This is a genomic window from Streptomyces sp. BA2, from assembly GCF_009769735.1.
Taxonomy (GTDB): domain Bacteria; phylum Actinomycetota; class Actinomycetes; order Streptomycetales; family Streptomycetaceae; genus Streptomyces.
In genome coordinates this window covers 5,658,195-5,671,156 of sequence record NZ_WSRO01000002.1, presented here as the reverse complement: position 1 = coordinate 5,671,156, position 12,962 = coordinate 5,658,195, and the positions used below count along the sequence as shown (strand labels likewise).

The following is a 12,962-nucleotide window of genomic DNA, read 5'->3' as shown; positions in this document are numbered from 1 at the left end:
AGACGCACACCTGATGCCGGACCGTAGCCTCCGCCTCCCGCTGTCCTTCGCGTTCGGTTCGACGCACGCAGGGGAGCGCGGCTCGACGCTGCTGCGCGACGGCCGCCCGTCGTCCCCGCCGCAGGGCTCCCAGGACTCGGGTTCCTCCGACTCCTCGGGCTCCGGGAAGAAGAAGGACGACGACAACCCCTTCGCGCCGCCGCCGGAGGGAACCCCTGACCAACCGTGGCGGCCCCGCCCCGGCAACGGCGGCGAAAGCCCCGACTCGTCGGACGGCCGGGGGCGTTCCCCCTGGGGCAGCCAGTGGAGCGACCGGCAGCCCGGCCGCTCCCAGGGCGGCGGCTTCGGCGAGCGCCCCGGCAAGGAGGGCGGGCAGGGCCCCGACGGGCCCTCCGGCACCGGCGGCGGCATGCGCTGGGACCCGACGGACCCGGCTCAGCGCCGCGCTCGGTACGCCCTGCTCTCGGGCATGTGGGCCTTCTTCTTCGCCCTCTTCGGCTGGCGGTACGTGGCCCTGCTCCTGGGCGCGCTCGCGCTGAACTGGGGCATCAGCTCGCTGCGGGCGAAGCCGAAGCAGCCGGACCCGACGGCGCCGGTCACCAAGCAGCCCGCGGCCGACCCCGCGAGCACGAAGCCGCAGACCACGGCGGCGGTCAGCGGCCTGGTGACGGCGTCGCTGGCTCTGGCGATGGTGGCGGCGACGTTCGCTGCGCAGCTGGTGTACCGGGACTACTACACGTGCGTTAACGACGCGCTCACGAGCCAGTCGAAGCAGCAGTGCGAAGACCTCCTGCCGAAGCAGTTGCGCCCTCTGCTCGCAGAGCGCGACTGATCCTGGCCGGGGGCCTGCCTGGCCGGGGCTGGCCTTGCCCGGGGCCCTGGCCTGGCTGGCCGGGGCAGGGGCTGACCTGGTTGGGGCTGAGCTGGCCTGGCCTGGCCGGGGGCTGACTTGGTTGGGGCCTGCCTGGGCGGGGCGGGCCCGGCTATTTTTCTCGCCTGTGGGTCGGCTTCACTAGCCCGCCGCTTCGCGGCGGATTCTCCCCGCCCACCCACCCGATTGCCCCGCAGCGTCTGTCGCCTCCGCCACCAAGCCCGCCGCTTCGCGGCGGGTTCTCCCCGCCCACCCACCCGATTGCCCCGCAGCCTCTGCACCTCCGCCACCTGAGCCCGCTTCGCGAGGCCGGGGCACTGCGGGGTAATCGGGTGGGTGGGCGGGAAAGATCCGCCGCGAAGCGGCGGGCTTGGTGGCGGGGCGGGAGCAGCCGGGCGCCCCCGCGGCAGGGCCCCACGGGGCCGCGCCGCAGGGTCACAGGCGAACCCGCCCCCGCGCGGCAGGGGCACAGCGGGGCCCCGCCCGCCCGCGCCGCAGGGGCACAGGCACCCGGCGCCCCTGCGCCCCTGCGCCCCCGGCAGCGCCCCGCCCCCTCAGGCCCCCGGAGGCCGTTCCTCCGGGTTCGCGTTTCTCAGGGCCGCCCAGCGAGCCTCGCGGGACGCCTCGCTGTGCCAGTCGTCCGTCACGCCCGCCGCAGGCGAATGAGGCAGGAAGTCGTAAGGCTCGAACGGCTCCGGCGCAGGCAGCGCCGGCGGCACCGGCTTCTGCCGGCGGCGAGGGACCCGCGGGAGGCGCAGACGAGGGGCCCGCAGGTTCAGCTGGGGAAGACGTGGCCTCGCCAGCCGCAGGCCCCGCAGCCGCAGGCTCGGCAGCCACGTCCAGCGGGGCGCAGCCCGCCGCGTCCGCAAGCGCCAGGCCCGCGCCAGCAAGGCGAACGGCACCCCCACCGCCCCCGTCCACCCCAGCGCCGCCGGCCCCGCCTGCCACCACACCGGCCCGAAGTCGGCCAGGGCGGCCACCCCCATCGGGCCTCCCGCCAGCGCCGCGAGCCCCGCCATGGAAGCCCCGCACAGCGCCGCCGCCGCCACGGCCACCAGCGCCGTCCGCCCCCGGGACCACGCCCCGTCCCGCTCCCCGCGGACAGGCGCCGCCGCCCCCGCCGTGAACCACGCGACCGCGATCCCCGCCGCCAGCGGCACCCCGCCCGCCGCCCACGTCAACGGCGACCCCGGCCCCTCCGCCGGTACCGCGGCGAGCAGCGGGAACGCCGGCAGCATCGGGCCCGAGGTCACCGCGAGCGGCCCCGCCACGCCCCCCGTGCCGAGCGCGAAGCCGGGGCCGAGGCCGTACGCCGCACCCCACACCGCCGCGTTCGGCACCAGCGCCACGGCGAGCAGCAGCACCGCGAAGCGTCCCGACCACACGTCCGTGACCTGCGCGAACGACGCCCTCGCCAGGCCGCCGTGCAGGGCGAGGGACACCGCGACCAGGAGCGCTCCACCGCCGACGAGCACCACCGCCCCCGCCGCTCCGGCCCGCGTGACGGCGCGGACGTGTCGACGTACGAGGAAGGGACGTACCGCCGTGGGCAGCGCGCTCAGACCGCCCCGCACCACGCCCGGCAGCGGCTTCCGGGGCCGCCCGATCGCCGTCCACACCCCCACCGCCGCCGCACCCGCCACCAGCACCGGCAGGTGCATGACCGCGCTCGGCCACGACGGCCGCAGCTCGCCCCCGGCGGCGTACAGCGTCGCGGCGGCGCCGACCAGCAGATAGCCGCCCACCACCCCGCACCACGCGGTCCGCGGCGCCAGGCCCCGCCCCTCCGGATCCGCCGCGTCCCGCGCCGCCCGGTGCGCGAGCCAGCCCGGCAGCACCATCAGGAGCAGGGGCGTGACACCGACCGGCGCGGGAGCCCCGGAGAGCGTGTCCGTCCTGATCAGCTCCGTGCCGTGGGCGATCAGCCACACCGAGGCCGCGACGTGCAGCGCCCCGTCGGGCCCGCTGTCCGGATAGGGCGAGCTGATCCAGAGGACCATCACCAGGACGGCACACGAGCCCAGGCCGAGCCCGGCCGCGACGGCGCCGCCGAACAGGCACGTCGCCAGTCCGGGTGAGCGGTCACGGGCCCGCTCGATCAGCGGCTTGAGGGGCGGCAACGGTGAGCTGCGGTCGGTGATTTGAGTCACACCCGCCATGCTCCCAACGACACGCGCTTTCTCCCCGTAACAGGCGAATACCGGATGTGTCGCTCAATATACGTTTATGTACTTTTTCGTACGGCGGATCGGCCGCGCCCTGCTGCCCGCCGCACGAAGGCCCACGGCCCACGGCGCGGAGAGTCCGACATGACCCAGAGCCCTGCCACCCCGTTGCCGTCCCCCAAGGAACGCCGGCGTCTGCGCGAGGCGAAGCACCTGAGCCAGGCCGCGATCGCCGCGAAGGTGGGCGTCACCCGGGAGACCGTCCGCTCCTGGGAGTCGGGCCGCTCGACTCCGAGCGGCCGCAGGCGTGGCATCTACGCGAAGCTGCTGGCCGAGATCGCGAACGAGCAGACGGTCGCCGACAAACCTTCCGTACGCCGCCCCAGCTGGGCCAAGGACCCGGATTCGGCCGTCGACACCAAGGGCGGCAAGTCCCCCGAGCGCATCCCGGTGGGCGCGGCGATGAACGGCCACGCCCCGCCCGAGCCAGTGGCAGGCGCACCGGCCGTCGCCCGGCCCGAGCCGAAGGCCGGGGCGAAGCCCGAACCGGAGCCGTCCGCGCCCACGCCGGGGGCGACCCCCGCCGAAGCCTTCGACACGCTCTGCGCGACCTGCGCCCCCGGCCTCGTACGCCAGACCTACCTCCTGACCGGCCGCCGCACCCTCGCCCAGGAGTCCGTGGAGCGCGCCTTCCAGCTCGCCTGGCAGCGCTGGCCCGAGGTCGCCGTCGACCGTGACCCGGCGGGCTGGGTCCGCGCGGCGGCGTACGAGTACGCGATGTCCCCCTGGCACCGCCTCCGCCCCACCCACCGGCAGCCCGACGCCCCGCCCGCCGAGGCGGCCGACCGCGCCTTCCTCAAGGTGCTGATGAGCCTGCCGCCCGCGCAGCGCCGCACCCTCCTGCTCTACGACGGCGTCGGGCTCGACCTGCCCGAGACCGCGGCCGAGACGGAGGCGAGCACGCCCGCGGCGGCCAACCGTCTCCTCAACGCGCGCGAGACGATGGCCGAGAAGCTCCCCGAACTCGCGGCGACGCCCGACGCCCTGCCCCAGCGCCTCGGCGAACTCTGCAGAGCGGAGAAACTGCGCCCCCCGAACGCGGGCCGCGTACGCACCGGGAGCGAGCACCGCGCCCGGTTCTGGACCCGCGCGGCGATCGCCTTCACCGCCCTGATCGTCGGCGCGACGGCCCTCACCCTGCGAACGGCCCCCACGCACTACGAGCCACCCCAGGCCCCGGGCAAGGCCATCAGCGGCGTACCGCCCCGGATGGGCCCGGGGCACCTGACGTACGCGGACCAGATCCTCCACAAGAAGCTGCGCGAGGACTTGTCGAGCGGCCCGGAGAGACTGACACCGCAGCTCCGTTAGGGGCGCGGGGAACTGCGCGACCAGCCACAGTCAGCGTGCAGACAAAAAAAGTGGGCCCGCACCTCTCGTGAGAGAGATGCGGGCCCACCTTCAAAGGCTCAGGCCAAGCTTCAGCCGGCCAGAATCGCCCGCGCCAGCTTCGCCGTCTCGGTCGGCGTCTTGCCGACCTTGACGCCCGCAGCCTCAAGCGCTTCCTTCTTCGCGGCAGCCGTGCCGGAGGAGCCGGAGACGATGGCGCCGGCGTGGCCCATGGTCTTGCCCTCGGGCGCGGTGAAGCCGGCGACGTAGCCGACGACCGGCTTCGTCACGTTGGCCTTGATGTAGTCCGCCGCACGCTCCTCGGCGTCGCCGCCGATCTCGCCGATCATGACGATCAGGTCGGTGTCGGGGTCGGCCTCGAACGCCTCGAGGGCGTCGATGTGCGTCGTGCCGATGACCGGGTCGCCACCGATGCCGACGGCCGACGAGAAGCCGATGTCACGGAGCTCGTACATCATCTGGTACGTCAGCGTGCCGGACTTCGAGACCAGACCGATGCGGCCCGGCTTCGTGATGTCGCCCGGGATGATGCCGGCGTTCGACTGGCCCGGGGTGATGAGACCGGGGCAGTTCGGGCCGATGATGCGGGTCTTGTTGCCCTTCGACTTCGCGTACGCCCAGAAGGCGGCGGAGTCGTGGACGGCGATGCCTTCGGTGATGACGACGGCGAGGGGGATCTCGGCGTCGATCGCCTCGACGACGGCGGCCTTGGAGAAGGCCGGCGGCACGAAGAGGACGGACACGTTGGCGCCCGTGGCCTCCATGGCCTCCTTGACCGAGCCGAAGACCGGTACCTCGGTGCCGTCGAAGTCGACCTTCGTGCCCGCCTTGCGCGGGTTCACGCCGCCGACGATGTTCGTGCCGTCACCCAGCATGAGCTTGGTGTGCTTCATGCCCGTGGCACCGGTCATGCCCTGGACGATGACCTTGCTGTCCTTGTTGAGGAAGATAGCCATGGTGGTGTCTTAACCTCTTCCCTTACTTCGCGGCCGCGAGCTCGGCGGCCTTGTCGGCCGCGCCGTCCATGGTGTCCACGCGCTGCACGAGCGGGTGGTTGGCGTCGCTCAGGATCTTGCGACCCAGCTCCGCGTTGTTGCCGTCGAGGCGCACGACCAGGGGCTTGGTGACTTCCTCGCCCTTGGACTTGAGGAGCTCCAGCGCCTGGACGATGCCGTTGGCGACCTCGTCGCACGCGGTGATGCCACCGAAGACGTTGACGAAGACGGACTTGACGTCCGGGTCGCCGAGGATGATCTCCAGGCCGTTCGCCATGACCTCGGCCGAGGCGCCGCCGCCGATGTCGAGGAAGTTGGCGGGCTTGACGTTGTCGTGCGCCTCACCGGCGTACGCGACGACGTCGAGGGTGCTCATGACGAGACCCGCGCCGTTGCCGATGATGCCGACCTCGCCGTCGAGCTTCACGTAGTTGAGGTTCTTGGCCTTGGCAGCAGCCTCGAGCGGGTTGGCTGCGTCCTTGTCCTCGAGGGCCTCGTGGTCGGCCTGGCGGAAGTCGGCGTTCTCGTCGAGCGAGACCTTGCCGTCAAGGGCCAGGATGCGGCCGTCCTTGGTCTTGACGAGGGGGTTGACCTCGACGAGGAGCGCGTCCTCGGCGACGAAGGTGTCCCACAGGGTCACCATCGCCTCGGCGACACCCTCGGCCACCTCGGCCGGGAACTTCGCCTGGGCCACGATCTCGCGGGCCTTCTCGATGTTCACGCCCTCGACGGCGTTGACCGGGACCTTCGCGAGGGCCTCGGGGGTCTTCTCCGCGACCTCCTCGATGTCCATGCCGCCCTGCACCGACGCCATGGCGAGGAAGGTGCGGTTGGTGCGGTCGAGGAGGTACGAGACGTAGTACTCCGCCTCGATCTCGGGAGACAGCTCGGCGATCATCACCTTGTGGACCGTGTGGCCCTTGATGTCCATCCCGAGGATGTCCGTCGCGCGAGCGACGGCCTCGTCCGGGTTGTCGGCCAGCTTCACGCCGCCGGCCTTGCCGCGGCCACCGACCTTCACCTGCGCCTTGACGACCGACTTGCCGCCCAGTCGTTCGGTGGCCTCGCGCGCCGCCTCAGGCGTGTCGATGACTTCACCGGCCAGCACCGGTACACCGTGCTTGGCGAAGAGGTCCCTCGCCTGGTACTCGAACAGGTCCACGCGCGTCCGTCCCTTTTCCGTGATCTCGCTGCGATCTCGCTGCTTTGTGGTCAGCTGTCTGCGTGGGCGTGCCGCGGAGGGCAACGTGACTGCGCTGTCACAAGGGAGGCGTAGGACGGAGTCCGGTACGCGGCATGTCCGTCTCGCAGGTTATCGCCGTGGGCCGTAGGTCCCTAAATCGCAGATCACATTTGGGCGGTGATGACTGTCACAGATTGCGGATGCGGACAGAGGGCGGGCGGCCCCTGTGGTGACAGGGGCCGCCCGTTTGCTCCTGTTACGGCTGGTGAAGCGCTGGTGAAGCCGCTACAGCCATAACAGCCACTGCGGGCGGCAGCCCGCGCCGCCGCACGGGCTGTTGCTCCAGCTGTTGCTCCGGCTGTCGCTCCGGCTGTCAGACGGCGTACGTCGCGTTGTACGCCTGCTCGTACGTCGGCAGGTAGCTCGGGGTGACCGAGTCGGCCACGCCCTGGACGCCCGTGACGGCGTTCCCGGCGAGGGACTGCGCGTCGGGGGTGACGGTGCCCGTCAGGTCCTGCGCGAACGGCGAGACCTGGCCGGCGACACCGTGCGCGAAGGGGTGGACGTCGCCCGTGACGCCGTACGCGAGCTCTTCCGCGCTGCCGCCGACGCCCTGCACGACGGGCCGCACCTGGTCGGTGACGGTCTGCACGAACGGCGAGACCGAGCCGACGACACCGCCCGCGAAGGGCTGTACGTCATCGCTGACGACACCCTGCGCGAACGGCGGGACCTCGCCGACGACCCCGCCCGCGAACGGCTGTACGTCGCCGACCACGCCCTGCGCCAGGTAGCCGGCGTCGCCGACCGCCTGCCCGGCGACCGGCACGGCACCGTCCACCGCGGTGGCGGCGACCGGCGGCAGCACGGCTGCGGCGGTCTCGTCGGCGATGGGGGTGGCGGTCTTCGTGGCGGTCGCGGGGGCCTCCGTCGCGGCGGCTTCGACCTCCGGGGCGAAGGCGGAGAGCGGGCCGAAGAGGTAGTCGACGGAGTCCTCGGGGGTGGTGACGTCGGAGGTGGTGACGTCGGGGGCGGTGACGTCCGGGGTGTCGACCGCGGGGGCCTTGGGGAGGTCGGCCTCGGGGGCGGCGGCCTCGGGAGCGGCGGCCTTCGCTTCGGCGACGGTGGACTTCGCCTCGGTGACGGTGGACTTCGCCTCGCCCTTGACGTCGGCGACGTCACGCTCGATGTCACCGGTGACGTCGGCGACCGTGGCGGACGCGTTGTCCGGCAGGGCGACGGAGTGCTGCTGCGGCAGCTCGTCCGCGCTGGCCGCGGCGGAACCGAGCGCCCAGGCGCCCGTGACACCGGCGGCTATGACGATGGAACGACGGATGTTCTTGTTCATGCGTGCTTCAGATCCTTCGAACTCTGGCTGTGAATCCGACCCGGATACGTCCGGTCGGCGGGCAGACCATTGCCACCCCCGCGCGGCAGGTCTTCGCGGGGAAAGGGCTGCCCTAGCCAGGGAATTCGGGAATGTCCCGGTGCCGTTCGCGGATCTGCGCGGGAACCTGACCGGCCCCGGCACCCTGCAGAAGCCGCACCGGCGCACGGCTGTCCAGCGAGGCGGCACACGGATCGCCGTGCCGCGTCGAGCCACCGTCACCGGCCGACTGCCCGCCCAGCGTCCGCGCGGGATCGCGGGGCACGGACGGAAACGGGAACGGCTCGTGTCCGGTGCGGTGCGCGTCCTCCGAGACGGCGCCGCTCGCCTGCTGACCGGCCAGATACGTGGCGCCGGTACCGGTACGGGTACCGGTACCGACGAGGGCGCGGGCGCCTGTGCCGTACGAGGAATCACCCCGGCCCCGCGCCTCGTGCGTGCGCGAAGCAGCCTCGCCCTGACCGGCATGAGATGACCCGGGCCCGGCGCCGGCCTCCGCACCGCCGCCATCGCCCGCACCGGGGCCGGGCTGCGGCAGCTCAGGCACGCCGGGGACGCCGGGGACGCCGGGGACGCCGGGGACGCCGGGGACGCTAGGCATACCGGGGGCTTCGGGGAGCACCCGCTGCCCCGCACCCCCGATGTCTCCGGCGCCTCCGGCGACTCCGTCCACGACCGGCCGCACGGCACCCCGCACGGTCCGGACCACGGGCTCGGCGGCATCGGCCACGGGCTCGACCGCAGCATCACGCACGGCCTCGTGGCCATCCCGCGCAGCCTCACGCCCGGCCCGTGCGGACTCGCTCACGGTTTCCTTCGCGTGCTCACGCGAGGGCTCGGCCGCCGCCCGCTCACGCACCGGTTCCGCCGACCGTGCCGACTCCACACGCCCCGGAGCCGGTACGGCGTCCACCGCATGCGCGCGCTCGCCGCACAGGAAACCCAGCGCGAGCAACCCGGCCAGCAACAGCACCACTTGCAGCGCACGCCGCCCGGCCACGGCGCGCACCATGCGCGCAGCGGCATCAGGCAGAACGACTGCTGCGGAAGTCAAGACGAGGGGATTCCTCTGCTGGGCCGGGCGGGACCCGGATGCTGGACCCGGGCGGGGGCCCGGAGCTGAACCGGGCGGGCCCGGAGCGCGACGCTCCGGGAGTGGAGCCCGCCGATCCTCGCACGAGCCGCCCGCCCTCGCGCAAGTCCCCCGCTACCGATGCGTATTCATGTCCGGTATGGGCAAAGGGCGCTTCTCGATCGCCGCTGCCATCACCTCGGGGAAGAGGTCGGGGGTGCAGGCGAAGGCGGGTGCGTCAAGCGCCGAGAGCGCCGCCGCGTGTTCGCGGTCGTACGCGGGTGTCCCCTCGTCGGAGAGCGCGAGCAGCGTCACGAACTGCACGCCGGACGCCTTCATCGCCGCGACCCGCTTCAGCATCTCGTTGCGTATGCCCCCTTCGTAGAGGTCGCTGATGAGGACGACGATGGTGTCGGCGGGCCGGGTGATCTGCGACTGGCAGTACGCGAGCGCCCGGTTGATGTCGGTCCCGCCTCCCAACTGTGTGCCGAACAGGACGTCCACCGGGTCGTCGAGCTGATCGGTGAGGTCGACGACATTCGTGTCGAAGACGACGAGCCGCGTGTTGAGCGACCGCATCGAACCGAGCACCGCTCCGAAGACCGAGGCATAGACGACGGACGCGGCCATCGAGCCCGACTGGTCGATGCAGAGGATGACCTCCTTCTTCACGGACTGCGATGCCCGCCCGTACCCGATGAGGCGCTCGGGCACGATCGTCTTGTACTCCGGCAGGTAATTCTTGAGGTTGACCGCGATCGTGCGGTTCCAGTCGATGTCGTGGTGGCGCGGCCTGCTGACGCGGGCGCTGCGGTCGAGCGCGCCGGTGAGGGTGGCGCGGGTCCGCGTGGCGAGCCGCTTCTCCAGGTCCTCGACGACTTTGCGTACGACGGCCCGCGCGGTCTCCTTGGTGGTCTCCGGCATGGCTTTGTTGAGGGAGAGGAGCGTCCCCACCAGATGCACGTCGGCCTCCACGGCCTCCAGCATCTCGGGCTCCAGGAGGAGGGTGGACAGTCCCAGCCGCTCGATGGCGTCACGCTGCATGACCTGAACGACGGAGGAGGGGAAGTAGGTCCGTATGTCCCCGAGCCAGCGCGACACGGACGGCGCCGACGCCCCGAGCCCCGCCGAGCGTTCCCGCCCCCGCTCCTTCTTCCCCGCGTCCCCTCCCCCATAAAGCGCGCCGAGCGCCCCGTCCATGGCCGCATCCCGCCCTCCGAGCTCACACCCGGTCCCGTCGGCCTGCCCCCCTCCCAGCACAAGCCGCCACCGCCGCATCCGCTCCTCCGCGGGGTCCAACGGCTGGCCGCTCCCCGCTTCCGAGGCCGCACCTCGACCGGCGACCACTGTCGCGTCCTGCGTCATCAGCCCACCCCCACAAGCCCGTTACCGTCATCTGCATTCGCCCCGGCCCCAGCCTCAGCTGTACTCGCCCCGGCCCGAGCCTCAGCCCCAGGCGCAACCCCGGGGCCGGGCCCAACCCCCAGCAGCAGACTCAGCACCGGTAGCACCGCGTCCGCGCGCTCGCCGTCCAGTTCCGGTCCGAAGCCAGGTATCCCGCCGGCCACGGTCGAGCCGGAGCCGCCGCCCGCCGCCGGCCCACGCCGCACCAGCTCGCCGAGCGTCCGCCGCACTCCCGGTTCGTACGCCGAGAAGGTGCGCCGCAGCAGTGGCAGAACGTCGGTGAACGCGCGGTCGGGGACACCGGTCAGCCAGTCGTCGACAAGACCGAGCAGTCGCTCGTCGTGCACGAGCAACATGCCGCCCCCTGACCCACCGCCCACGAACCCCTCGATCCAGGCGGCGGCTTCAGCGGGTTCGGTCCCTCGTGACAGGGCGAGCCCCATGAACCGAGCGGCCTCGCCCTCGGCCAATTCCCCGCCGTCCATCAGGAGCCGGACGCACCGCCCCCGCACGACCCCCGCAACGCTGTCCCGCTCCCCGAGCACTCTCAGCACGGAGTACCACCGCCCCCGCATACCGGCGCCGAGTGGAGTCACACGCGGCGTCCCCCCACCCGTGGGCCCGGCGCCCAGCTCCCCCAGCAGGCCCACCGCCTGGTGAACCGCGTCCACGTGCCCCCGCATCTCGAGCGCCGCGTCCTGGTCGAGCCCCGCACACGCAGGCGGCAGCCCGACGAACAGCCGCTCGGCCAGGCCCACAGCCACCTCGCCCAGCGCGGCCGTGTCCGTGCCCCGCACGTCCCCGTACCGAAGGGACCGCACCAACGCGGGCAACGCCTGTGCCAGGTGGCCGACATCCGCGTCCAGTGCCGCCCGGTCGGCGAGGACCCGCATCACCACAGGCAAAGCGTCCGGCAACTCGGCCAGCAGACACCGCTCGGCCAGCGCGGTCACGTCAGCCAGCGCGCCGGGCCCGATGGCATCGGACTCCGCCCGCGCGGTGGCCGCCGCCACCACGGTCGTCCCCCAGACCCCCGCCTCCGCCACCCGCACGGAAAGCTCCGGCTCCCACCGCAGCCGCCAGGTCTCCCGGAACGTACCCGTACTCCCCCGTGACTCGGCCGGCTCGCCCCAGCCGATCCCGAGCAGCCGGAGGCGGTGCAGCAGCCTGCTCCGCGCCGCGTCCGTGTCCTTGCGCAGATCCAGCTCCAACTCCCGCTCAAGCGCCTCCGGTTTGAGCCTGAGCTTCCGCTGGAGGCGGGTGAGATCGCGCTGCAACGGCACCGCCGGCGCCGAGTCCGGCACCTCCCCGAGGACATCTCCGACGACGAGCTTGTCGTGCACGAGGGAGAGCGGCACGTCGGAGCCCTCGCACATCACCGCCCGGATCGCGTCCGTCGTCTCGGTGAGCCCCGGCAGCGGGCGCCCCCGCATCGCGGCGAGCGTGTCCGCGAGCCGTACCGCCTCGATGACATGCGCGGACGACACGAGCCTGTCCTCGTCCCGAAGGAGCCGGGCGACCTTGGTCAGCCATCGCTCGACGGGCCGGTCGGGCGCGCTGAACAGGTGCCCGTACCAACCGGGTGACGCGATCCCCGCGCCGTATCCACTGGCCCTGGAGAGGCGGCGGTGCGTCCAGGGCACCCAGGTCATGTCGACCTTCACCTTGGGCAGCCCCTTGAGCAGCGCCCGGTCGGCCGCCACGGTCACCTTCTGCCGCAGCGCGGGCACATGCCAGGCCCCGCACACGACCGCGACGTCGTCCGCACCGAACTCCCGCTGTGCGGCACGGACTTGGATACGCATGTACGCCTCGCGCACCAGGTCACGGTCATGCCCGCCGGCCCCGTACTCCTCGCGCAGCACCCCCATGGCCTCGCCCAGCGCGTCGAACGGCGCGAACGCGTCCCCGCCCGCACCCCGGTGCTCGACGACGTCCTCCCACCACCGCTCGGGATCGTCGTACCCGGCGGTCTCCGCGAGCACCGCGAGCGGATCGATCCGCACCGCGTTCAAGTCCGTGTTCACGTCCGCGTCCCCCGGAGTTCCGGGTTCGCCCGCCTCCTGCTCCGGCCGTGCCAGCGCATGCGCCGCCGGAAGATCCATGAAGCGGACCGGCACCCCGGCCGCCGCCGCCCACTTGATCGCGACCCACTCCGGCGAGAACTCCGCCAGTGGCCAGAACGCCGACCGTCCCGGCTCGTCCAGCACGTGCGCGAGCAGCGCGACCGGCGGCCGCATCCCCTCGTCCGCCGCGAGCGCCACAAGTCCGTCGGCCTCCGGTGGCCCCTCGATCAGCAGTACGCGTGGCGCGCCCTCATCGAGCGCGGCCCGCACCGCACGCGCCGACCCCGGCCCGTGATGCCGCACCCCGAGCAGCAACGGCCCCTCGCCAGCCCGCGTCGTCGCTCCCCGCGCCTCGTCGCTCACGCTCATGTCCGCCTCTCCCCTTCTCACGCGAACAAGTCACCGTCAC

9 protein-coding genes are annotated in these 12,962 nt (G+C 72.8%); 2 read left to right on the top strand and 7 right to left on the bottom strand.

Going from position 1 to position 12,962, the window contains the following annotated elements:
* Positions 1–13: 13 nt before the first annotated feature.
* Positions 14–832, top strand: coding sequence for a hypothetical protein (locus E5671_RS28435; RefSeq protein WP_160506739.1), 819 nt, complete (start codon positions 14–16; stop codon positions 830–832).
* Between the two features lie 593 nt (positions 833–1,425).
* Here E5671_RS28435 and E5671_RS28430 read toward each other — a convergent pair.
* The gene (locus tag E5671_RS28430) at positions 1,426–3,030 is read right to left on the bottom strand and encodes a cell division protein PerM (RefSeq protein WP_160506738.1); all 1,605 of its coding nucleotides are present in this window, start codon (positions 3,028–3,030) and stop codon (positions 1,426–1,428) included.
* A gap of 150 nt (positions 3,031–3,180) precedes the next feature.
* Between E5671_RS28430 and E5671_RS28425 the strand changes: the two genes are divergently transcribed.
* Positions 3,181–4,407, top strand: coding sequence for a helix-turn-helix domain-containing protein (locus E5671_RS28425; protein ID WP_160506737.1), 1,227 nt, complete (start codon positions 3,181–3,183; stop codon positions 4,405–4,407).
* Between the two features lie 110 nt (positions 4,408–4,517).
* On the opposite strand, the gene sucD is transcribed toward E5671_RS28425, so the two are convergent.
* From sucD to E5671_RS28395, 6 genes are all read right to left on the bottom strand, one after another.
* Complete coding sequence (sucD, locus tag E5671_RS28420; RefSeq protein ID WP_160506736.1) at positions 4,518–5,402, bottom strand: succinate--CoA ligase subunit alpha; 885 nt, start codon at positions 5,400–5,402, stop codon at positions 4,518–4,520.
* Positions 5,403–5,424: 22 nt separating this feature from the next.
* The gene (sucC, locus tag E5671_RS28415) at positions 5,425–6,603 is read right to left on the bottom strand and encodes an ADP-forming succinate--CoA ligase subunit beta (protein ID WP_160506735.1); all 1,179 of its coding nucleotides are present in this window, start codon (positions 6,601–6,603) and stop codon (positions 5,425–5,427) included.
* Between the two features lie 394 nt (positions 6,604–6,997).
* Positions 6,998–7,972, bottom strand: coding sequence for a hypothetical protein (locus E5671_RS28410; RefSeq protein WP_160506734.1), 975 nt, complete (start codon positions 7,970–7,972; stop codon positions 6,998–7,000).
* 112 nt (positions 7,973–8,084) lie between these two features.
* Complete coding sequence (locus tag E5671_RS28405; protein ID WP_160506733.1) at positions 8,085–9,065, bottom strand: hypothetical protein; 981 nt, start codon at positions 9,063–9,065, stop codon at positions 8,085–8,087.
* A 153-nt stretch (positions 9,066–9,218) separates the two neighbouring features.
* Entirely contained in the window at positions 9,219–10,448 is a 1,230-nt protein-coding gene (locus tag E5671_RS28400; RefSeq protein WP_202121287.1) for a vWA domain-containing protein, read from the bottom strand.
* The gene (locus E5671_RS28395) at positions 10,448–12,922 is read right to left on the bottom strand and encodes a DUF5682 family protein (protein ID WP_160506732.1); all 2,475 of its coding nucleotides are present in this window, start codon (positions 12,920–12,922) and stop codon (positions 10,448–10,450) included. The genes E5671_RS28400 and E5671_RS28395 overlap by 1 nt, the downstream gene beginning before the upstream one ends.
* Positions 12,923–12,962 lie beyond the last annotated feature (40 nt).